This window comes from Rhizobium sp. NXC24, from assembly GCF_002944315.1.
Taxonomy (GTDB): domain Bacteria; phylum Pseudomonadota; class Alphaproteobacteria; order Rhizobiales; family Rhizobiaceae; genus Rhizobium.
Window position 1 is genome coordinate 3,576,090 of sequence record NZ_CP024311.1, and the last position, 21,411, is coordinate 3,597,500.

Below are 21,411 nucleotides of genomic sequence, written 5' to 3' on the forward strand. Positions count from 1 at the left end.
ACAGGTTTCAGAGCGTCGTCCGACGCGTGTAGTTTCCCAGGGCGGTGTTATCGAGACGAACCGGGTTGCCGTCGCTGCCGTCGTCGCAATCGTGCAGCGTGGCGCCGGGATAGATGTTGCGCAGGCGGCCGAGGAGCGTGACGACAGCCCAGAGCCAGTAGGAGACGTCGCGGTAGGCGCTGTAGCGACTGTTAAGCAGTTCCTCGATGGCCTCGGCCGTGCCGCTCCTGAAGGTCATGCCCGTCGGGAGATCGGGGCCGGGTGGCGTAAAGGTGCCGAGCGTGTCGAAGGTAGTGCCGGAGGCAATGCTGAATTTCATCCACTCATGGAATGCTGTCCCGTAGGCGGTCACAATGGTCCGGGCCTCCTTGCAGGTCGTCGTCGCGGTAGGCTGGGGACTGGTGAGACCGGCCGCGAGCATGGCCTCGACGCGCTCGACCAGACGCTCGTCGGTCCAGTCGATCTTTGCGTTGGCCTCCAGCCACTGGGACCAAGCCCATTCGAAGCGCTCGAACTGCCAGCCGTTGAGAGCAATCTCGACAAAGTGCGCCGTCATCAGCGTCCTTACCTTTTCCCACAGCGGGGCGAGGATGATGGGCGAGGCGATGGCATCGGGTGCGGGCCCTGTCTGGAACAGCGCGCCAATCATGAGGTTGAGCGCCGCGGCATCGAGGAATACGAACTTCCTGTCGTCGTACCAGTCGACGAAGATCGTGCTGAAGGCGTGGTAGATCGCAGTGGCGGCGGCGCAGGCCTCTTCGTGGCTGGGCGACATGCCGTCCGCTATCTGCCCCTCGGAAACCAGGAGGTCAGCGAGGTCGATGACGATCTCGTCGCAGGGGTCCTCGACGAAGCCGTCACTACCAACCCAGCAGATCTTGGGCAGAAGGTGTGAAGGCGTCTCCTGCCGGATGGTGCGATCGGCGAAACGGCGCAGGTCGAGATTACTGGTGTACTGCCGGGTCCAGCCGGGCATGACGACGGTCAGCCGGAACGAATAGGAATCCTCGTTACCGCAAGTCGCACAGCCGTCGTCGCAGCAGGCAGGGTAGAGCGCATCACCGATGAACTTGGGGCGCAGCAGCAGGTGCTCCACCACAATCAGCCGTTGGTTCGCACTCCATGCCAGCAACTCGCCGCGAATGACCTCGGCCGCGGCAGGCGTGTCGAACTCGTTCGGATGCCGGCCAAGTTCGACCGACGTGGCATCGTGCAGCGCCAGGGCTATGGGGGCCGGCGGCGCAGAGATGACGTAGGCCTGGGGGCGGATCATGAGCTCGATGAGCGCGCGGTAGGCGGCCTGCCTGGCAGCGGTCTCATCGGCCGCGGCGACGGTGACCTGCCCCTTGAACCACAGCCGCTTGTTGCGGTCGACGAGCTCGAAATCGACCGGATAGCCGGCTGCCGAGAGGGCACCGACGGTCAGTACGAAGGTTAGCCCGGGGAAGCCCAGCAGCAGGCTGATGCGTTCCTTGAGACCGGGGTAGTTCTCCGGCGACAGCGGTGCCTTGGTATAGTCGAAGGCGCGGGCGCGATCGCGGCTGATCGCCGGATAGCGCGTCAGGAAGCCGATCTTGTCCTCGATCAGCCGGGCCTGCGCCACCGGCTTGCCGGACGCGTTTGTGAGCAGCAGGGCGTACTCGCTGAACTGCTCGCCGAAGCGGGCAAGCAGATGATCGAGGAAGCGGTTGCGCCGCTCATGATACTCGGGAAGGGTCTCCAGCAGCGGCTGGACGGCCGCCGCCGAGGGTGGCGTCATGCCGGCAATCTCACTGCCGGGCGAACCGAAATCCTTGACGAAATAGGTATGCTTGACGCCCGGATCGAGCGAAAACAGGTCGGCGCCGTGTGCCAGCTGCGTCACCGAATTGCCCAGCAGTTGCTCGAAGACCATCAGATAGGACTTGAGATCGTTTGCCTGCGCGACACGCGCCGGTGGCGCCCTGGACGACAGGCCGGCGGGACTGACGCCATACGTCGCCGGCAGGCTGTACTGCATCGGCGTATAGTCTTCGGCGGCACGCGGCGTCCCCTTCGGGATCACGAGGTTCTTGGCCGTGCTCGGATTCTTCGGCCGCTCGGCGTCGCCACGCAGCTGGAGCAGCGTGTCCATCGCTTCATCCAGCCGGGGCCGCAAGGGCAGACCATTCTTGTAGAACAGGAAGCGTGACTGGTTATGGTAGAGGCGCGGCTGGTGGCGGCTCGCGACGAACAGCAGCCAGGTCGCGCTCAGCTTGTTTGGATCGAACACCGGCTGGCCCTCGACCCAGCTGGGATCGGCCGCGCCCTTGACGGCATTGCCCTCGGAATCGTACTTGGTCAGTCGCAGCTGGTTGACCGCGACCAACCCGGGAATCTCCATCAGCCGGTTGATGATGTCGGAGCCGCGCAGCGTGGTCTTCAGCGCCGCAGCGTCAAGGTCGGCAGCATCTATAAAGCCGTTCTCAAGCGCCGGACCGTTGAAGATATCCTCGATCGCAACGCCGGCGTCGCGCTGCTCCTGCAGGGTGCGGAAGCGGATGGGTGGGCCGAAATATTGCTCGATCTCGAACCAGATTTCGGCCTGCACGCGCTCGATGTCGGCATCGGGCTCAACCTCGATGTCGGCGCACACCGCAACTTCCTCGATGCCGACGGCGGAAATGCTGCAATAGTCTTCGTCGAGATTGCGGTGCGACTGGAGGACCCTGCGGGCGTCCGCCACCGCATCGCCTGCCGCCTTAGCTTTCTTGCGATAGCGCGCAATGAAACCCTGGTCCGTATTGTCGCCGAACAAGGTCTTCCAGCCGGCGAGTTTTGCAGCGGACCTGACCGTCGTGTCGGCGAAGACCCGCAGCGCAGCGTGGTCAATGACGATCGAGGTCGCAAGCGCCGGATCCGCCGGATCGGGGCTCGGAATATCAATCCGGAAGCTGAGGAAGAAGATGCCGCGCCAATGCTCGCGGATATAGGCGCTGCGCTGGTCGTCGTTCTTGGTGGCGTCAGTGAGGAGATTGTAGGTCTTGGTGGCGCTCAGCCAGGTCAGAGTCACCGTGAAACTCTCATCGCCGTTGACGAAGCGCCGCCACGGTTCGCCGCCGAGCAGCGACATGTCGGGGAAGCGCAGTTCCATGGCGACCGGGTGTGGGCGCTGATCTGCCTCGCGATGCACTGTGTTGGAAACGATCATCCGATCGTTCAGGTCACCGAGCTCGGGATCGTCCTCGAGTTCGAGGAGCGTCTCGTAGAGCCCTCGTGCCCAAGCTTCCCGCGGCGCCGGGGTGACATCGGCGGGCGCGCTGAAGGAGAGCTTGAGCTCGTCGTTCTCGCACCAGGCGAAGTAGCTCGCCTCGCAGGCGCAAGCCTTGCAGGTCAGCCAGGCATTGCGGACCTTGGGCCGATCGATCAACAGGCGGCGGAAATCGTCCGGAGTGGTCGGGTTAACGGTGAGGATATCGCGGGCGGTGAAGAACGGCTGGTTGGGATAGGGATCCGCCGGGCTGGCGGTGTCGCTGCGTGTGAGGAGGTCTGCGATATCCCAGTCGATCCGGTAGCCGATATCGGTGATGGCGTAGCACAACGACTCGAGGATGGTGATGCCGGGATCGTGGATATTGTAGTCGGTCCAGTGGGCGCTGCCGGCACTGGCGATGTAACCGACGCCTTCGCGGCGCAGCGCATCGAAGTCCTGCGCGGGAGCCAGTGCGGGTTCCTTGGTCAATGTCGGTGACTGGGCGTTCATGCCTCGCACCCGCAATCTTCGAGGAGTTGCCTGTCGCGGTCGGCACTGATGATGGAGATGTCGTGCTTGCTCGCCGGCGCCGAGACGAGGATCGAAATGGCCCTTGACCCCTCGACCTCGTCCAGATCGACGGTGCCGCGGTGCCCGCCGATATCGTGGAACAACTGGAAGTCGGAGATGTAGTCGACATAGGGCTGCTCTTCGACAAAGTCGATCAGCACCGATTTGTAGACCTTGCCGCCGAAGGTCGGCGCACCGCCACCGGCAAAGGCCCAGGGCGAGAGGAAGCGCGTGATCGCCTGCCGCAGCTGTTGCCGGTAATAGGTTTCGTCATGGCCATCGTGCAGCCTGAGGCCGAAGCCGACACGTACCTCCTCGAACTCCGGATTCCTGACATGCAACCGCGCAAAGCAGCTGGTGCGCCTGTTGAGGAAGGCCTCAATCTCCTGCAGCACGCCGAGGCTGGTGTAGGGCTTCAGCGGATCACGCTGCTGCTGGGCTTGCAGGTTTGGAACCGTGACGATGGTGACGTGGCCAGGCGCCAGCTCACGATAGATGCCGGTGCCGGCCTCGTTGGGCTCGTACTGGGTGTGGTTGAGGCACCTGGCCTTGAAGACCTGCGGGAATGCCTGGAGGATCAGGTGCTCGTAGTCCCACAGGGCGAGGGCACGATCCTTGTGGCGCAGGCGTTCGCTGATTCGGGTGTAGAATGCCTGCGGCAGTTCGCCACCGCGACCGCCGAACGAGGGGTATGGCTGGCGGATGCCCTTGACCCGGGTGTCGGGCTTTTCGAGCTTGGTAACGGTGCCTGGCGGCAGCGGCGTGGCCGCGAAATCCGGAGCATTGGCGCGATCGGCAAAGACCGCCTCAAGCGCCTGCGCAGCAACGAGACGCAGCATGCAGACGGCGTCGGCGCGTTCGTGCACGGCAGCACGGATCCAGTGCAAGCCGGATGGCATGAGGGTGTTTTCGCTGGTGGCGTCCCGCGGCATGGCAAGCGCGACAATGCCGGAATCCAGCAGCTCATCAGTACCATCGCTGACGTCGGCATCGCTCAATCCCACCCACCGGTTGTTGCGAAGATAAGACCAGTCGATGTGTGGAGCAGGCTTTGGCGCGAGCGGGTTGGCCGTGCCGTCGACAACCTGGAACAACAGCGACAGATTCTGCGGCGGCACGAGGCCGGAAATACCGATGAAGAACTCGGCCTGGCTAGGCAGCACCGTGTTGCTGCGATCAAAGGAAAACTGCGGCAACAGGTGCGGTACCACCCCGCCGCTCAGTTGCGGGTGCTGCTCTGCGGTGCCGAAGGGCGCGAGGTGGAAGAACCGGCCGTTCCGCTCCTCGAATACCCCCTTGGTCGAGTTGAGAGCCAGGCTGGAGCTAGCCGTGTAGTCCATCGAGATGGCACCGGCGATAGGGCCGACAGGCGGGTTGCCAGGCGACACGCCTCCTTTCGGATTCTTCAGGTACGCGATGAGCGCGGCCTGGTACTCGGCCATGCCGAAGCCTTGCTCCAGCACGATGCGGACGAAGCCATGACGGGACTGGGTGCTGTAGTGCTCGTTGGGGGTGAAATCTGGCGCGTCGAGTACAGGCTTGGCGAGGTCTTCGCCGAGCGTGAAGGTGATGGACTTATCCTTTTCCTTCACCTCGACGGCGGTAGACGGGGTGATCCACAGGGCCTCGCTCAGGTAGGTGGCGAGCACTGGAGGCAGGCCGTCACTCAAGAACTCGTCCGTGATGGCCACCGGATTGAGGTGGACCGCGACCAGTTTGGGATCGAGGCCCTTTTCGTACGCCTCCCTTGAAAACACCTTGGGGGGCGCCAACCAGTCGATGTGGATTGATGCCGCCTCAAGACTTTTCTGGAATACCTCCTTGGAGCCGACAACGAAACCATTGCCGGCCACTGGCTGGGCGCCGAAGGGCTGGAAGGGCTTTGACGGATCGACCGGGCCGAAATCGTTGGAGATTGCCAGCGACTTGAGGCCGGTGACAACGACCTTCAGCTGCACGTCGCCGACCACCACATCGCGGAGCATGCCGTAGGCAAAGGCGCGTTCGTCGTCCTGCCGAAGCTTGACCAGCAGCATCGGCAGGTTGGTAGCGAACGTATAGCCGGGCAACTTGGGGGCGCCGTGAATGGCCGCGGAAAATGGCACGACAGCGGGATCGGCGCCGGTAAGCGTGAGTTCCAGCTTAAGCCTGTCGGCAGCAACGGCGACGAAGCTGGATGCAGGTTTTTCCAGCCAGCCCTTCTCGGTGGTGAGGAAGCAGCGGATGTCGCCGGTCAAATCGAGGCCTGCGCCGCCAGTGTAGCTGTCGACCGCGAAGCTCAGTTCGAGCCTGCGCGTTCCCTCCGCCGCAAGAAGGTAGTGCGAGGCGACGGCGAAGCCGATGTCGGCCTTCGGCATCCGGATCTGCTCGAGTGCACCATCGGCATAGCTCTTGTTGAAGAACGGGTGCCAAGACTGATCTGCCGATGTCAGCGGTGCGCCAAGGCCATTGTCGGAGTTGGCGACCGGCGTGGCAAAGATACGGCCCTCGGCCGCGTTGCTCGAGCCGACCGGCTCGCCGCGGTGGAGATAGACGGTGCGCTGTTCTTCGACCCTGGCCTGATTGGCAACGAGACTGCCGAGACTGGCGAAGAACGCGTCCTTGCCGGCCGAATCCTTGCCGGCGCGGAAGTTTTCGTCGGGCCGGAATTCGCGGCTCGGCACGTGCCTTGCGAGTTCGGCGAGGAGATGTACATGGCTGGGTTCGGCCGGCTTCTCCCTGAGCCCGAGGATAGTGCGATAGTAGAAATCGAGATGGCGCTGCGTCAGCGTGTTGGCCGCTGTCCGCGCGTGTTCGAGGAGTTGCAGGAATGCCAGGTAGAGGGCGTAATGCGGCTCGTGCTGGTCCCAATCGGTCAACGAGTGCGCGAGCGCCTGGCTGGCGTCGGCAGTGACGCGTGCGAGGACCTTGAGGAACTCGTCGAAGACCGAGCGGAACAGGGTGTGTGTGGCACAATGATTGATGCGCACGAACACGGTGCCGGAGGCATCGCCATAGACCGAAGCATCCGCCGGGGGATCAATGTCGCCCCAGTCCGCCGAGAGGCCGGAAGCGAGAACCTTGGCAAACTTGACTGCCGGCCGGCGCAGGATCGTCACATCCGGCGCCGCCTCCGCATTGACGAGGTTCTCGTTCAGGCCGGCCTTGTAGTAGGCGACCAGCCGGTTGAACGCCGTCGCAAGTTGCATACGGATGAGGTTTTGCAGGGTCGAGCGGAGGGGGATTTCGACTGGCAGGCGATCCTTGAGGTCATCAAGCGCCTGCGCCAGAGTGCCGATGGTCGAGTAGAGATAGCCCAGATGATTTCGCAAAGCGGCCTGTCGGCCCTTGTTGTCCATGTTGTCAAGGTAGGCGAACCAGGAGCGGATGCTGGACTTGTACTCCTCGACGTCCTCGACGGCGGCGACCGCGAGCGTCGCCGACAGGCCGTTGCTGAAGAACGCGCTCCAGTAACCCGGCGGGTCAAGAAGGTTGGCATAGCCTTGCGCAAAGACGATGTCATGCGACACCGATCGCCCGCTGAGCGGCGCGAAGGCGGGATCGAGCGCGCCTGACTGGCGCCCATCCTGGCTGGTGCCCTCGCGCACGAGCTTCAGTGGATCAATGTTGTGTGCGCAATCGTTCGACATCAGTCGTTGTCCGGAATGAGGTTGACGGTTGTCGTGAGGTTGATGTCGGTGCCCTCGTTCTTGTAGAAGGGGTAGACGAAGTTGAAGCGCGAGTTGGTAGACTTGATCCGATAGACCAGCTCGATGCGCACGACCCCTTCCAGCTCGAGGCTGTCGTCGAGTTGCACGCTTTCGAGCTTCACGCGCGACTCGTAGTAGAGGATCGCCGACTCCACCTTGTCGGCCATCAGGGTCTTCATCCGGGTGTCGAGAGTTTCGAACAGAAGCTCGCTCAGATTGCATCCATAGAGCGGCTGCAGGACGCGTTCGCCGGGTGTGGTGCTGAGCAGTATTTCGAGGCTCGAGGCGACGTCGGCCTCCTCTTCAAGCATCGCAACACCTGCGGCAACCCGCGTGAAGTCCGGAGGAAACGACCAGCCTCGGCCAAGGAAATCGCGGTCCATCGCCTCACCCGCCGATCATCACGGTGAACGGACCAGGCCCGACGACTGCACCGCCACCGGCAGTCGCATCCCCGATGCGCGCCGCCGGCAAGCCGCCGATCAGCACCGTCATCGAACTCATCACGACCGCGTCGGCACCGCAGCTGTCGCCGAGCCGCGCAGCCGGCAGGCCGCCAATCAACACGGTCGGCGCACCGGGAGGAATGATCGGCATCGGAACGCCGACCGTAGCGGTACTGACGATGATGTCGCTAACGCGTGCTGCGAACATGGTCCGCCTCCTCTTTCTTGTCCATGGGGCGTCCTCTCCGGGACCGCCCTCAGTTGATCTGCACCATCCCGCCCTTGATCACCGTCATGGCGTCGCCGCTAATCTTGGTCTGAGCCCCGGACATCTCGGCCGTGGCCGTGCCCGACGCCTTGAAAGCGCTCTTGGCGCTGAATTCGGTATTCATCCCCGAGAGCTTCACGTCCTTGCCGGCCTTGAGAACCAGGTCCTTGTCGGTCTCGATGGTGATGCCGCTGTCATCTAGGGTGATCTTGTTGCCGTTCTGGTCCTTGAGGACGATGCCCCTGGCATCCTCGGAGAGTGCGAAGCTGTTGCCCGCCGGAGTCTCGAGAGCGATGATCTTCTTGTCGTCGTCGAAGGTGAGCTTCAGCTTCTCGCGACTGACGTAGCCCTTGTGGTGGTTGGTGTCCTTTGCCGGCTCGGGAGCGGCTTTGGCGCTGCTGTGGCACATGCCGAGGATGACGGGGTCGCGGGGATCGTCGTTGAGGAACCCGACCACCACCTCGTCGTCGATCTCGGGCCGGAAGAAGGTGCCGCGCTTCTCGCCGGCGTCAAGCGTTGCCAGGCGGGCCCAGATGCCTTCGTCGTTGCTGCCGACCAGCGGCAGCCGGCACTTGATACGATCCTCGCCTTCTGGATCGTTCTCAAGCGCCGTGACGACGCCGATCTGCAGTCCGCTAGCGTTTGGCAGCAGGCCCGCCGCCGGTAGGGGCCGCAGGTTGTGGGTCTCGGCGAACAGCTCGGGATTCAACCCGAACTGCACGTCGGTTTCCCAGTTGCCGGCAGAGACGCTATGGCGCACGCCGGAGACGTAGAGCTTGCCTTCGAATCGTTCTCCGATACCGGTGATCTCGACGATCTTGCCGGGGAGCACGTCGGCGAAGCCCTGGCAGCGCGCCCTGCCGCGCAGCCGCGCAAGACGCATGCGCAGGAGCCGCGCATCGACCCAGGTCTGGAGCTGGGCCGGGTCGATCGCCCCACCATGCCTGATCTCGTCGATAGTGTCGCCCAGCACCTTGGCGAGATCGGCCGCCGCGATGTTGCCGGCCGCCGGCGTCGAAGGCTCGTTGCCGTCGGCTTCGACCAGCGCCTGATCCGCGGCGCTCCAGGCACTGGCCTTGATCCCCTTGCTTTGCCAGCGCGCGTCGATCTCGGCATCGAGTTCGAGCACGGTGGAGCCGTAGCTGATCTGCAGCACGGGCGATCCGTCGGCGGCGGGAATGGCGACCCTGACCTTGTCGTCCTCGACCATCACCACCTGACCATTTGCCTCGGCACGGCAGAGCAGAAAGTCCCAGTCGGTGGCGTCGTACTGCACCACCTGCCCGAGCGTTGCGGAGGTCGCCTCGACGTCCTTGGCGAGCCCATGCGCATCGAGGACTTCCCCCATGATGTCGCTGTCCGTCTTGTCGACGAAATATCGGCTCTTGTGGCCCGAGCTTGCCTTCACGACGTCGGCGAAGCACTCGACGCTGAGCACGTTGCCGGATTTCCGTACCTTGATGCGCTGCTTGATGATGGTGCCCTTGAACACGGTCTGGTTCTGTGCGCGGTAGCCGAGCTGGATCTCGATCGCCTTGCCTGGCAGGAAATACTCCGCGTTGCTGGCCGCAAAGGTTGCCTTGGCGGCTTCGCCGTCTTCGATTTGAATCGAGGCGGACGGGATGCGATTGAGCTCACGATTGACCGTCACCGAGAGGATGTGAAACCAGCTCGGTATCTCCTTGCCGCCGACCACTAGGGCAATCGTGCAGACGTCCGGCGTGCTCGGCGTCGGGATGGTCGTGGCGATATTCATGGCGCGGTCCCGAGCTTGGCAATGGGCGGAAATCTGAGAGTGGTGCCGGGTTTGAGTGTACGGAAATTGTCGAGGCCGTTCTTTGCCGCCACCTCAAGATAGCGTCGGGAATCGCCATAAATCCGGAAGCAGAGCAGCGGCAGGGTGTCACCCAGCTTGACGACACGGACATGGGTGAGATCCGACGACTGCTTGTCTTCCTTGGCGGCCCGTTTCTCCTCCTCGATGCTGCTCTTGAAGGTAACCTTGGCGAGGGCGCGGATCGGCGTGCCGCTGCTGTTGAACAGCTTGTAAATGATATCGACCGCCGTCACGCGGCCCTTGAAGATCGAATTCTCTCCCCACACCAGCTTGAAATGGCGCGGTTCGTGGGCATCGCCCTTGTAGTCGATGACGACTTCCTTGAAGCGCTGGAGATCCTCGGAAACCGATTCGCGGGGCTCGCCGTCAATGACACCGGTATTGTCGAACAGGAACTCGAACGACATTTCGGCGGGCTCGGTATATTCGTATTTGAGCTGCTTGCCGCTAGTGCCCTGCCCCTGCCCGCCTTCGCCAAATTTCAGCTTATAGGCCAGGGTGTAGGTTTCGGGATTGATAAGCGCCTCGAACGCCTCGTCGGCTTCGGCAACGCCGCCGCTCTCGGCCTTCTTTGAATCCGAGAAGGCAAGGATAAGCATCTTGCCGTGCTTGCCTGATTGAGCCATCACCGATCTCGCTTCGACTGCATGATCTGGAGCACCTGCTCAACGCATTCCGCAACGATCGCGTCCTTGTCGGCTGCACTACCGCCCGGACTCGAAGCGGCCTGCGGCTGGCGGGGGGGGCCCGCGTCAACCGCTACGCGGATGTGCAATTCCTTGATCTCTACCGGCATATCGACTCCCCCTAACAGATGCTGTTCTGCACTACGGAGCGCGCCACCCATGACGGCGGCAGCAAGGGACTACTGAAGGCTGAAGTAGCGGTAGGTCAGCTCCATCGTTTCGACGACCACGCTGCTCTCGTTGGCGTTGAAATCACTGACCAGCCACTTCTTCGGTATGGCGTGCGCGACGTTCCAGACGCGCAGCGGATCGCCGGCCTCGTTCATCAGGATCACGTTGAGGTCAGCCGGCGAAAACTCCCGGTCGCGAAAGGCAGCCAGGAACCACTTGATGACGCTCGAGTTCACCAGCATGCCGCGCTTCAACACCATGTCAGCATATTTCGTGCGAACCGGCAGCTTGTGCTCGAAGCGGTTCTCGCCCCCCTCCTTGAAGCTCTCATAGTCATATTCGACCGACAGGCCGGACACGGTCTGAAAGCGGGCGTCGTCCGCGGGCGGCCGACCGGAGCCAAGCAGAAACTCAACCTTGTAATAGAAGCCCCATGGTGGGTAGTAGCCGGGCATGACATCTACACCTTCATCTGCTTCAGGCCCTCATGGGCAATCTCGATGCTCTCCACCGCGATTTCGTTGGCGTCGGACTTGAGGTCCGGCGCCGTGACCTTCACGGCGAAGCAGCGTGTCGCCGACCATGCGGCAACCGGGTCGTGCTTTTCGTTGAGCAAGCGGATGACCACGTCGCGGCGGCCGCCGACCCGGTCATTGGCGACATCGTCGAACCAGGTGTTGTAATCAAAATCTCCCTCGAACTTGCCGCGCTTGAGAGTGATATTGTTGTTCTTCACAAGACCCGGCATTGCGATCTTGTTGAAGTCCTTGCTGTCGCTGTGACGGTATTCGATCTTTTCGCGCTCTATCACCAGTCCAGTGACTTCGGTGAAGCTGATCTTCGCCCCACCCCAGTCGACCTGAAAGTGAAATCGCGGCAGCGGATATTCTTGAGCCATCAGAACCTCCTATGGGCCGGTCAAGACACGGCCAGCTTGTGCGAGAACCGCAAGATGATGAATTCGGCCGGGCGAACCGCCGCCAGACCAATCTCGACGATCATGCGGCCTTCGAGGATGTCGAGTGCGGTCATGGTCTTGCCGAGGCCGACCGAAACGTAAAAGGCGTGCTCGGGCTTCACGCCCTGCAGTGCGCCCTGCCGCCATAGCGTCGTGAGGAAGTTCTCGATCATGCCCTGCACCTTGACCCAGGTGTTGGCATCGTTGCTCTCGAAGACGAACTGCATCGTCGACTTCTTGACCGATTCCTCGATGAAGATGAAAAGCCGGCGCACATTGATGTAGCGCCACTCGTTGTCGTTGCCGGCGAGCGTGCGCGCGCCCCAGACCAGTGTACCCTGGCCGATGAACGGACGAACCGCGTTTACCGACTTACCGCCGACAGGATCGACGTTCATCTGATCCTGCTCGATATTGGTGAACTGGATGACCGGCCTGACGACTGTCGCGACGCTGACATTTGCGGGCGCCTTCCAGACGCCGCGGCTGCTGTCGACAGCGGCATAGATGCCCGCCATCGCCGGAGACGGCGGCAACTTGCAGGGCAGATCGATAATGGCGGCCTTCGACAACTCATAGGCGGCATTGTCGGTCGCCGACAGCGTATTGAGCTTGACCCCCGCGGCGGCGGCGCCGTCAGTCGTGATTATGACGTCGATGCTACCCTCTTCGAAATCGAAGTTCAGCGTGGTCTCGAGGTTAGGCGCGTAGGCGGCGCCATACTTCAGATTATTGGCGCCAACGCCGTTGTCTCGGAACTCCTTGATTGCCGTGATGAGATTGGCGTTCGGGTTCGATAGGGATTGGTCATCGCCGTGGACGTCCATGATCACGAAGCGGTCCATCAATTCGGCACACTGTGCCAGCGCGGCATCCTGGAGGGTCTTGAAGTCGCCGATCGAAAGACTTTGCGCTTCCGGAATGACGATCAGTGTAGGCTCGTCCTCCTTCTCCACGGCAGCTAGCCCTGCGGCCAACTCCGCTTCGACGGGTGCTGAAGCCATGGCTTTATAGGTGCCCACTGAGATGATGTAGCAAGGTCCGCCACCATTGGCGAAGTAGAGCTGAAGGCTATAATAGAGTATATGCTTGGAGCGCGCGCCTTCCCCTAGGCTGGCCACCGCCTTCTGGAAAGTGATCAGCCCCGCGCTCTTTGTCTGGGTGACCGCGACCGTGATGGCGGTTTCTTTCTGCGGTCCACCGAAATAGGTTTCGTAGTCGACCAGGGACGAGATGCGTGTCGGCTTGAGTTTCAGATCGAGTACGCCGTCGATAGCCTTCTCCGTGTAGCCGATGAATGCCGGGATCGCCGTCTCGACGGGCGCCACGGACGGCGGAAACTTCGCTATTTCCTCGATGTAAACACCGGGTGTCTTGTAAGCGATCGCCATGGGGTTTCCTTTCACCGAAACGAGTTGAATTCCTAGACGTAGATATCGGAGACCAGCCGCGTGATCTTTGTGCCGCTCTGCTCGGCCCTGACCGTGCCGGACGGCTTTTGCCTGGTTCCCGCATTGCCGAAATGCGTCAGCGGCAACGCGTCCGGTTCGACTGTGATGGAGTCGTCCTTTTTTTTGCGATAGCTCCAGAACGTCGCGCGGTTCTTGAAGCGCACCTGATAGACCGGCGGTGTGACCTTCGGTGCACCGTTGCCATCGACGAAACTGAAGGCGCCGTTGTCGGCGCGCACGGCACCGAGGCGGATGAGCAAAAAGACGTCGTCCGGAACGTCATCCAACAGCGCCACGCCGCGGGCAGGCGCGCCGCTAATTCCGGCCGGCGCAACGATCGGCGGTGCGTCCGCCTGGTTTACATAGAGCGGCAGACCGGTCAGCGTGCCCAACTGTTGCTTGGTGGCGCCGGGATTGTCGCTGGTGAGCTGCATCAGCTTCGTGCCGGACTTGACCAGCGCTTCGACCCGATCCGTCGCGTCCGGCGCCGGAGTTTCTCGCGAAAGAAACAGGGTTGCATTGACGCCACTGCCCCTCATTGCCCCGGTCAGGTTGGAAAGAACCGAGACATTCTCCTTGAACCGGTATGTCGCACGGTCCGGGGTATTGTCGGTCGGATCGGAGAGTTCATAGATCTTTCGGGGGAGGAGGGTGAGGGCCGTGTAGTCGAAGAAATCGCTGTCGATCACCGACACGGCGAAGCTCAACGCGGTTGTCTGATCGATTGCCGCCGCCTTCGGCGCTGCGACGACGAAGCCGAGGGAAGTCGGCCTGAAGATGCAGCCGAGGCCCCTCAACAGGTTGCCGGTTGATTGCGTCGGCCTGATTTCGAGGAACGAGCGCACGTCGTAGGCAAGAAGGCGTGCTTGCCAGCCGACCGCCGGTAAATTGTCAAAGATGCGGGCGCCCTCATCCAGCCAGTAGTGATGCAGCAGCCTCACTTCGAACAGACGGCGATATGCGGTCGTGGCGCGCTCAGTCATCGGCCGGGAACCGCGTTCCGCTGACCGAAATCGGTGACGACGTCGGTGATCAGCCCCGCTTCGCTCTGAACCGCCTGGAACTTCAGCTCAAGCAGCCGCAGCGTGTACAGCGCGAAAGGATACTGCTTGCCGCCGAGTGTCCCCCAGAGGTGGTTCACCTCCTCCATCGTGGGTGAATAAAGATCGAAGATCAGCTTGAAGGCTTCCAGGTGATCCAGCGGTTTGCCGATTAGATTTTTCGTGAGGGAATCCGGCGCGACTGAATTCTGATCAAATACGTTGTTGAACTGGAAGAACCGGATCGCACGGGAAAGCATCAGCAATGCGTTTTCGTACTTGCTATGCGTGGCGACGACTAGGATGTGGAAGTTCAGAAAGATCGGAGGGTTCTGATAGACGACGCGCAGGGCCGTGTCGTTGCGGGCGTAGTGCGGGCCGTTCTTCAGCGCCTTTTCTTCACGAAGGTTGACCATTGAGAAGCCAAGAACGTCGCGTGGCACGCCCCCTGCGTTTGCACCGTTGCCCACACCCTCGGCGATGTTGGCAAGGCAAACCTGAGGCGCGACCGCCTCGTAGGCATCGGTCAGATGCTTCTCGAGCTCGTTAATGACGATCGTCAGGGCATGCGACAGCATTGCGCTAATCCTGTGAGGCAAGCGTTCGTTTCATCTGTCCGAAGATTGCTGGATGCAGCGCGGACGCTTCGGTATCGCATCTCCAGGAAATTCGGAAGCTGAACCGGATGTTGAGGGATGCCCGCCTCAGCATCATCACTGCGTCCTCACCGCACCATCACGACAGTGGGCAACCAGATCCATGCGCCGAACTGGGCCGGAGGTCTTCGCATTCAAGATTGATCCGCCTAATGGATCACTGAGCCGAAGAGCCGACGCCACCGGTCGGGGATAGAAGGGCAGACAGCATTCACTTCGCGTGTCGAAACGCCTTCAGGACCACGAACTCTTTGATGGCCGGCCGGATCGGCTCGCAGAATGCAACCGAGGCCAGAGCGAACAAAACCTCTTACGTGCCTGAACCCGCAACCAGGCAACGGCCCCGAAGCGCGGGAAAAGCAGCGGCGCAAGCCTATCACGACACATTCGCTTCAACTGGCGCTTCAACTGGTCCGCCCGATCCAGCGCGGGCGATACATTCCCGTGATCCGCCAGCGTCTCGATGGATAGTCTGTACTCACTGCACAACGAGAAATGAGTGACAGTTCCACAGTTGGATTGCGGCACTATAGCCTCATGATTGAGGAACGTACCAACAAGGACCAGGCGCAAATTGGCGACCGCCATCTGTTCAGGATTGTCGCATGGATTGAGCAGGTATCGCCTCCCCGTTGGCGTGGTTGGGTATGGCACATAGATCCCCACGCCCAGCCAATCATGAGGCAAAGCGCCTTCGATGATATCGAAAGCGCTTTCGACATCATCCGAGAGCAGCTCGGCGCCCAATCGTTGCCCGGTAATGACGATGAGTAAGCAGGCCTGCCCCCAGCTGTCGCGTCTATTCAAGGCTGCTCAAGCGCGACGAACACCATCGAGCTGATTTTTGGCCGGCTGCCGGCAAGGTGACCGGCAGTGGTGATGCGATGGTGATTGCAACGTGACCGAGCTAAATGATAACTGCGCGCTGTAGAAAAAAATGCAGCAGTAAGGTACAAAGGCCTGTGCGCCAAAGTATAGGAGCCGGCCGGGTAACCCTTCCCTGCAGGTGAAGCAGACTTTCAATCAACATTAAATAGTGGATCATCCAAGCAACGAAGGCGGCCAAAGCCATGCTCAACGTAATCATGCTGGGTGGCATATCCTTTGTGGTAAACGGTACTCGCATTAGAAATGAGCTCGGGCAGAGTGGGCGGCGCCTGGCCTGCTACCTTCTGACATTTCCGGGCCGGGCTCATCGACGCGAAAAGCTAGCGGACTTGTTCTGGGAGAATTTGGAGCCGGACAATGCTCGCGCGGCCCTCAATACAGCTATATGGCGTTTGCGCAAGCTGCTCGAAACGAGCGGGAGTGCACGTGTGGCACGTCAGCTTATTACGACCTCAGATGAGGTGATTTTAGAATCCTGCGAATCCATCTCCGTCGATCTTCACAGCTTCTTGGAACGGATAAGGAAATCCAGGGAACTGGCGACCGTTGGCAATGCAGCGGCAACCAGTTTCGCGCTGCAATCAGCAGTGGACGAATATGGTGGGCCATTTCTCGATGGGGAAGACCACGATTGGATCGTGCTGGAACGTGAACGGTTGCAGTGCCTCTATATGCGTGCGCTTGTAGACTTGATGAACAATGCAGCGCGCGACAAACGTTATGAAGATGCTCTTGACTATGGCCGGAGGATACTTGGTCATGACTCGCTGAGGGAGAATGTACATCGGAGCATGATGTTGCTGCTCGTCATGAACGGTCAGCGCGCCGAAGCCATACACCACTACGCACGGTGCAAAAGCCTGCTTTTTCAGGAGTTGAAGATTGAGCCGATGCCGCAGACGATGCAGCTTGCGGAGTTGATCCGCAGCTCTGGCATTGATGCTAGTTTGGCTGAATTGGCTGAGACCCAATTCGTCGATTCCGCTCGCTTGAGAAAGGTTGGCGACGCATCGCACTTTTAGCAGACCGTTGATCGCCAGAGATCAGCGCTTGTTGTTGGCATTGGTTTGGATTGGCTTTATCGCGAACCCTGCCTCTCCAACAGCTCCGGCCGACTGAGCTCGACGACAATCTCGAAGGTCGTCTCTGAGCTCGAATTGAAGCCTTCACAATAACCATTCTACCAAGGATTGCCTGGCATGATGTAGACCGTCTTTGCTCCGACGAGCGCAATCCGTCTCTTCAATGCCTTGGCGATGAATTCCGAATATAGGACGTTGTCGGAACGAATATGCGCCGGGAAGCCCTGAAGGATGAAGAGATCGGGCAGGACGGCGTATGTGAAAAGTGATGTACAAGCCCCATCAGAACTAAAATCTTCATCGTCTTGGTCGCGAACACCTGAAGCGGGCGCGATTGCAACCATGTTGGAATGGCAGGCAAGCTTCACATATGGACAGCCGTAGGATTGGCAAAGCCATCAACCCTCGTGACCCTGGACGCCCAAGCTCGACGCGAGATGCCGCGTTGCTCGTAACGAAAACAGGCCGTCCGAATAACGGTCCGCCAACTCCTCAAAGGCGTCCCCGCTCTTGCTAGCATCGAAACCCAGCGCTCGAGACCATCGACGACTTCATCGCACAGCCGATCATTCGGGACTTCATCAGATGGTGGTGATTGGCAAGACACCACCAAGCCGCTCATTTGCCCCGGCTCGCGGCTACAACGGCATGAGGCATCGGGAATGCGGCGATATCCGTGTAACACCCACGCCGGCGTCGCGCAGCTCCACAAGACGCGCGATCCCACGCGCTGTCAGTAGAGCGTGGCCGATTTGGCGTTGAGAGAGATTCGGGCATTGATACGATAGCTCGGAACTAAGGAAGCCTTATCCCAGGATTCGTATCAAATTCCGACGATAAGGGAAGCCATGGCAAGCGGCAACTTTTCATCGAGCGCCTCTACCATACATTCAATGCGGCGGCTGGAGTCTATACGGCCAGTCGAAGCTAGCAGGTTGACCTTTACTGGGTATGAAGCGGATTTGAACCCATTGATATCCATCGCATCGGATCGTAATTTTTGTGCTTATGGCGTGCTGTAGCGTGGTTGCGGGGGCAGGATTTGAACCTGCGGCCTTCAGGTTATGAGCCTGACGAGCTACCGGGCTGCTCCACCCCGCGCTATCCGAGCAAACCGCGTTGCGGTTTGTCCGCCCTGAGCGAACCGTTGGGGTTCGTCGGAGCTTGAGCAAGCCGCGTTGCGGCTTGCGTGATCCGGGCAAATCCGAAGGATTTGTCCCGTGTTCCCGTGGCACCTTATTTCGGAGCCGGGCGTATAACTGTATGCCTTTAGAAGCGACAAAGGCCGCTTTTGAGCGGCCTATTGTAACACGGCTTAGCCGTTTTTGTGTCGAGAAGATTTAAATCATCGGACAAACCCAGATGGGTTTATCCGGCGTTGCGTTTTGCAGACCTGGCAGCGACCTACTCTCCCGCGTCTTGAGACGAAGTACCATGGGCGCAGGGGCGTTTCACGGCCGTGTTCGGAAAGGGAACGGGTGCAGCCACCCCGCCATAACCACCAGGTCAGCGAAGCGCAACGTTGAGAAGCTGGTGAAGAGAGGATGGAGGCAATAGCCTTCATGTCTCTTGTCTTTTTTTGAACACGTCAGATGCATCGTGTGATGAACACGAGCAATGGGAACGATCAAGCCAATCGAGCTATTAGTACCGGTAAGCTTCATGCGTTGCCGCACTTCCACACCCGGCCTATCAACGTGGTCGTCTACCACGGCTCTGATAGGGAACACTCGTTTTCAGGTGGGTTTCCCGCTTAGATGCCTTCAGCGGTTATCCCTTCCATATATAGCTACCCTGCTATGCCCTTGGCAGGACAACAGGTCCACCAGAGATATGTCCATCCCGGTCCTCTCGTACTAGGGACAGATCCTGTCAATATTCCTACACCCACGGCAGATAGGGACCGAACTGTCTCACGACGTTCTGAACCCAGCTCACGTACCGCTTTAATTGGCGAACAGCCAAACCCTTGGGACCTGCTCCAGCCCCAGGATGCGATGAGCCGACATCGAGGTGCCAAACAACCCCGTCGATATGGACTCTTGGGGGTCATCAGCCTGTTATCCCCGGCGTACCTTTTATCCGTTGAGCGATGGCCCTTCCACGCGGGACCACCGGATCACTATGACCGACTTTCGTCTCTGCTCGACTTGTCAGTCTCGCAGTCAGGCGGGCTTATGCCATTGCACTCGACGACCGATTTCCGACCGGTCTGAGCCCACCATCGCGCGCCTCCGTTACTCTTTCGGAGGCGACCGCCCCAGTCAAACTACCCACCATACACTGTCCCGGATCCGGATGACGGACCGCGGTTAGACATCCATGACGATAAGGGTGGTATTTCAAGGATGGCTCCACAAGAACTGGCGTCCCTGCTTCAAAGCCTACCACCTATCCTACACATGCCGACACGAATGCCAGTGTAAAGCTATAGTAAAGGTGCACGGGGTCTTTCCGTCTGACCGCAGGAACCCCGCATCTTCACGGGGAATTCAATTTCACTGAGTCTATGTTGGAGACAGCGGGGAAGTCGTTACGCCATTCGTGCAGGTCGGAACTTACCCGACAAGGAATTTCGCTACCTTAGGACCGTTATAGTTACGGCCGCCGTTTACTGGGGCTTCGATTCAGAGCTTGCACCCCTCCTCTTAACCTTCCAGCACCGGGCAGGCGTCAGACCCTATACGTCGTCTTGCGACTTCGCAGAGCCCTGTGTTTTTGGTAAACAGTCGCTACCCCCTGGTCTGTGCCACCCTCACATGCTTGCGCACATAAGGGTCACGCTTCTTCCGAAGTTACGCGTGCAATTTGCCGAGTTCCTTCAACATAGTTCTCTCAAGCGCCTTGGTATACTCTACCTGACCACCTGTGTCGGTTTCGGGTACGGTCTATACGGTGGAGCTATTTCCTGGAACCGCGTCCCTGCAAGATCAATCCAATAAGACCTTACAAGTTAAGCAATCCGTCACTACCACCAGGCCCACGAATATTAACGTGGTTCCCATCGACTACGCGTGTCCGCCTCGTCTTAGGGGCCGGCTAACCCTGCTCAGATTAACTTTAAGCAGGAACCCTTGGTCTTTCGGCGAGAGGGTCTCTCACCCTCTTTATCGTTACTCATGTCAACATTCGCACTTCCGATACCTCCAGGATGCCTCACGGCTGTCCCTTCACAGGCTTACGGAACGCTCCGCTACCACTCCTCAAAGAGGAATCCTCAGCTTCGGTGCATGGCTTTAGCCCCGTTACATTTTCGGCGCAAAGACCCTTGACTAGACCAGTGAGCTGTTACGCTTTCTTTAAATGATGGCTGCTTCTAAGCCAACATCCTGGTTGTTTTGGGATCCTCACATCCTTTCCCACTTAGCCATGACTTGGGGACCTTAGCTGGAGGTTAGGGTTGTTGCCCTTTTCACGACGGACGTTAGCACCCGCCGTGTGTCTGCCGAGTAGTACTTCCCGGTATTCGGAGTTTGGTTAGGATCAGTAAGACGGTGAGTCCCCATAGCCCATCCAGTGCTCTACCCCCGGGAGTATTCGCTCGACGCTCTACCTAAATAGATTTCGCGGAGAACCAGCTATTTCCGAGTTTGATTGGCCTTTCACCCCTAGCCACAAGTCATCCCAATCTATTGCAACAGATGCGGGTTCGGTCCTCCAGTTGGTGTTACCCAACCTTCAACCTGCTCATGGCTAGATCACTCGGTTTCGGGTCTAATGCAACAAACTATATCGCCCTATTCAGACTCGCTTTCGCTTCGCCTACACCTACCGGCTTAAGCTTGCTTGTTACACTAAGTCGTTGACCCATTATACAAAAGGTACGCCGTCACCCTTGCGGGCTCCGACTGTTTGTAGGCATCCAGTTTCAGGTTCTATTTCACTCCCCTTGTCGGGGTGCTTTTCACCTTTCCCTCACGGTACTGGTTCGCTATCGGTCATGCACGAGTACTTAGGCTTGGAGAGTGGTCTCCCCATGTTCAGACAGGATTTCTCGTGTCCCGCCCTACTCTAGGACAATGAATGTATCTACGCGTACGGGGCTGTCACCCTCTACGGCAAACCTTTCCAGGTTCTTCCACTTTAACACTCATTGCCACTGGCCTGGTCCGCGTTCGCTCGCCACTACTTGCGGAGTCTCGGTTGATGTCCTTTCCTGCAGGTACTTAGATGTTTCAGTTCCCTGCGTTCGCTTCTTACACCCTATTTTATTCAGGTGAAGATACCTCATAACAATGCTTAGAAACCAAGCGCGTCTTCGACGCGCTTCCAGGCAATAGGTCTTAGGCAGTAGGCAATAGTTTCTCTTTCAATCCACTACTGCCCATTGCCCATTGGCTATTGCCTCGCGCCTCGCGGCGCGCTTGATTTTCTAAGCATTTAAGGTGGGTTGCCCCATTCGGAGATCCATGGATCAAAGCTTATTCGCAGCTCCCCACGGCTTTTCGCAGCGTATCA

The 21,411-nt window shown here is 59.7% G+C and carries 13 protein-coding genes, 1 tRNA gene, 2 rRNA genes and 1 pseudogene (1 of these 17 cut by a window edge); 1 reads left to right on the forward strand and 16 read right to left on the reverse strand.

Going from position 1 to position 21,411, the window contains the following annotated elements:
* Window positions 1–7: 7 nt before the first annotated feature.
* The 12 genes from NXC24_RS17540 to NXC24_RS35135 form a co-directional block, all read right to left on the reverse strand.
* On the reverse strand, window positions 8–3,721 hold the full coding sequence (locus NXC24_RS17540; protein WP_104824456.1) for a hypothetical protein: 3,714 nt from the start codon (window positions 3,719–3,721) through the stop codon (window positions 8–10).
* Window positions 3,718–7,410, reverse strand: coding sequence for a hypothetical protein (locus NXC24_RS17545; protein WP_199773493.1), 3,693 nt, complete (start codon window positions 7,408–7,410; stop codon window positions 3,718–3,720). Before NXC24_RS17545 ends, NXC24_RS17540 begins: the two co-directional genes overlap by 4 nt.
* Window positions 7,410–7,853 (reverse strand): GPW/gp25 family protein, encoded by a 444-nt coding sequence (locus NXC24_RS17550; RefSeq protein ID WP_104824457.1) that lies wholly within the window; start codon window positions 7,851–7,853, stop codon window positions 7,410–7,412. Before NXC24_RS17550 ends, NXC24_RS17545 begins: the two co-directional genes overlap by 1 nt.
* Before the next feature lie 4 nt (window positions 7,854–7,857).
* Window positions 7,858–8,124, reverse strand: coding sequence for a PAAR domain-containing protein (locus NXC24_RS17555; RefSeq protein ID WP_104824458.1), 267 nt, complete (start codon window positions 8,122–8,124; stop codon window positions 7,858–7,860).
* Window positions 8,125–8,173: 49 nt separating this feature from the next.
* Window positions 8,174–9,940, reverse strand: coding sequence for a type VI secretion system tip protein VgrG (gene vgrG / locus NXC24_RS17560; RefSeq protein WP_104824459.1), 1,767 nt, complete (start codon window positions 9,938–9,940; stop codon window positions 8,174–8,176).
* Window positions 9,937–10,647, reverse strand: coding sequence for a hypothetical protein (locus NXC24_RS17565; RefSeq protein WP_104824460.1), 711 nt, complete (start codon window positions 10,645–10,647; stop codon window positions 9,937–9,939). Before NXC24_RS17565 ends, vgrG begins: the two co-directional genes overlap by 4 nt.
* 239 nt (window positions 10,648–10,886) lie before the next feature.
* On the reverse strand, window positions 10,887–11,333 hold the full coding sequence (locus tag NXC24_RS17570) for a phage tail protein (RefSeq protein WP_104824461.1): 447 nt from the start codon (window positions 11,331–11,333) through the stop codon (window positions 10,887–10,889).
* Between the two features lie 5 nt (window positions 11,334–11,338).
* On the reverse strand, window positions 11,339–11,776 hold the full coding sequence (locus NXC24_RS17575) for a phage tail protein (RefSeq protein WP_104824462.1): 438 nt from the start codon (window positions 11,774–11,776) through the stop codon (window positions 11,339–11,341).
* 20 nt (window positions 11,777–11,796) lie between these two features.
* Entirely contained in the window at window positions 11,797–13,227 is a 1,431-nt protein-coding gene (locus tag NXC24_RS17580; RefSeq protein WP_104824463.1) for a phage tail sheath C-terminal domain-containing protein, read from the reverse strand.
* A gap of 32 nt (window positions 13,228–13,259) precedes the next feature.
* Window positions 13,260–14,270, reverse strand: coding sequence for a hypothetical protein (locus NXC24_RS17585; protein WP_104824464.1), 1,011 nt, complete (start codon window positions 14,268–14,270; stop codon window positions 13,260–13,262).
* Window positions 14,267–14,905, reverse strand: a complete 639-nt coding sequence (locus NXC24_RS17590; RefSeq protein WP_104824465.1) for a DUF4255 domain-containing protein — start codon at window positions 14,903–14,905, stop codon at window positions 14,267–14,269. The genes NXC24_RS17585 and NXC24_RS17590 overlap by 4 nt, the downstream gene beginning before the upstream one ends.
* 312 nt (window positions 14,906–15,217) lie before the next feature.
* On the reverse strand, window positions 15,218–15,790 hold the full coding sequence (locus tag NXC24_RS35135; protein WP_158704497.1) for a hypothetical protein: 573 nt from the start codon (window positions 15,788–15,790) through the stop codon (window positions 15,218–15,220).
* A 263-nt stretch (window positions 15,791–16,053) separates the two neighbouring features.
* Here NXC24_RS35135 and NXC24_RS17600 point away from each other — a divergent pair, with 263 nt between their 5' ends.
* The gene (locus NXC24_RS17600) at window positions 16,054–16,893 is read left to right on the forward strand and encodes a BTAD domain-containing putative transcriptional regulator (protein ID WP_104824467.1); all 840 of its coding nucleotides are present in this window, start codon (window positions 16,054–16,056) and stop codon (window positions 16,891–16,893) included.
* Window positions 16,894–17,054: 161 nt separating this feature from the next.
* Here the strand turns inward: NXC24_RS17600 and NXC24_RS35720 are convergent.
* The 4 genes and pseudogenes from NXC24_RS35720 to NXC24_RS17625 all read right to left on the reverse strand — a co-directional run.
* Window positions 17,055–17,204: pseudogene (locus tag NXC24_RS35720) on the reverse strand (IS3 family transposase); the annotation flags it as partial.
* A gap of 773 nt (window positions 17,205–17,977) precedes the next feature.
* Window positions 17,978–18,054 (reverse strand) — tRNA-Met (locus tag NXC24_RS17615).
* A 290-nt stretch (window positions 18,055–18,344) separates the two neighbouring features.
* A 5S ribosomal RNA gene (gene rrf / locus NXC24_RS17620) occupies window positions 18,345–18,459 on the reverse strand.
* Window positions 18,460–18,576: 117 nt separating this feature from the next.
* Window positions 18,577–21,411 (reverse strand): 23S ribosomal RNA (locus NXC24_RS17625) (it continues 59 nt past the right edge of the window).

Excerpts from the sequence above, each read along its gene's own strand:
- NXC24_RS17545 (WP_199773493.1), bottom strand. The coding sequence starts at position 7,410 with ATGTCGAACGATTGCGCACACAACATTGATCCACTGAAGCTCGTGCGC.
- NXC24_RS17565 (WP_104824460.1), bottom strand. The coding sequence starts at position 10,647 with ATGGCTCAATCAGGCAAGCACGGCAAGATGCTTATCCTTGCCTTCTCG.
- NXC24_RS17585 (WP_104824464.1), bottom strand. The coding sequence starts at position 14,270 with ATGACTGAGCGCGCCACGACCGCATATCGCCGTCTGTTCGAAGTGAGG.
- NXC24_RS17575 (WP_104824462.1), bottom strand. The coding sequence starts at position 11,776 with ATGGCTCAAGAATATCCGCTGCCGCGATTTCACTTTCAGGTCGACTGG.
- NXC24_RS17580 (WP_104824463.1), bottom strand. The coding sequence starts at position 13,227 with ATGGCGATCGCTTACAAGACACCCGGTGTTTACATCGAGGAAATAGCG.
- NXC24_RS17570 (WP_104824461.1), bottom strand. The coding sequence starts at position 11,333 with ATGCCCGGCTACTACCCACCATGGGGCTTCTATTACAAGGTTGAGTTT.
- NXC24_RS17600 (WP_104824467.1), top strand. The coding sequence starts at position 16,054 with ATGCTCAACGTAATCATGCTGGGTGGCATATCCTTTGTGGTAAACGGT.
- NXC24_RS17550 (WP_104824457.1), bottom strand. The coding sequence starts at position 7,853 with ATGGACCGCGATTTCCTTGGCCGAGGCTGGTCGTTTCCTCCGGACTTC.
- NXC24_RS17590 (WP_104824465.1), bottom strand. The coding sequence starts at position 14,905 with ATGCTGTCGCATGCCCTGACGATCGTCATTAACGAGCTCGAGAAGCAT.
- NXC24_RS17555 (WP_104824458.1), bottom strand. The coding sequence starts at position 8,124 with ATGTTCGCAGCACGCGTTAGCGACATCATCGTCAGTACCGCTACGGTC.
- NXC24_RS17540 (WP_104824456.1), bottom strand. The coding sequence starts at position 3,721 with ATGAACGCCCAGTCACCGACATTGACCAAGGAACCCGCACTGGCTCCC.
- vgrG (WP_104824459.1), bottom strand. The coding sequence starts at position 9,940 with ATGAATATCGCCACGACCATCCCGACGCCGAGCACGCCGGACGTCTGC.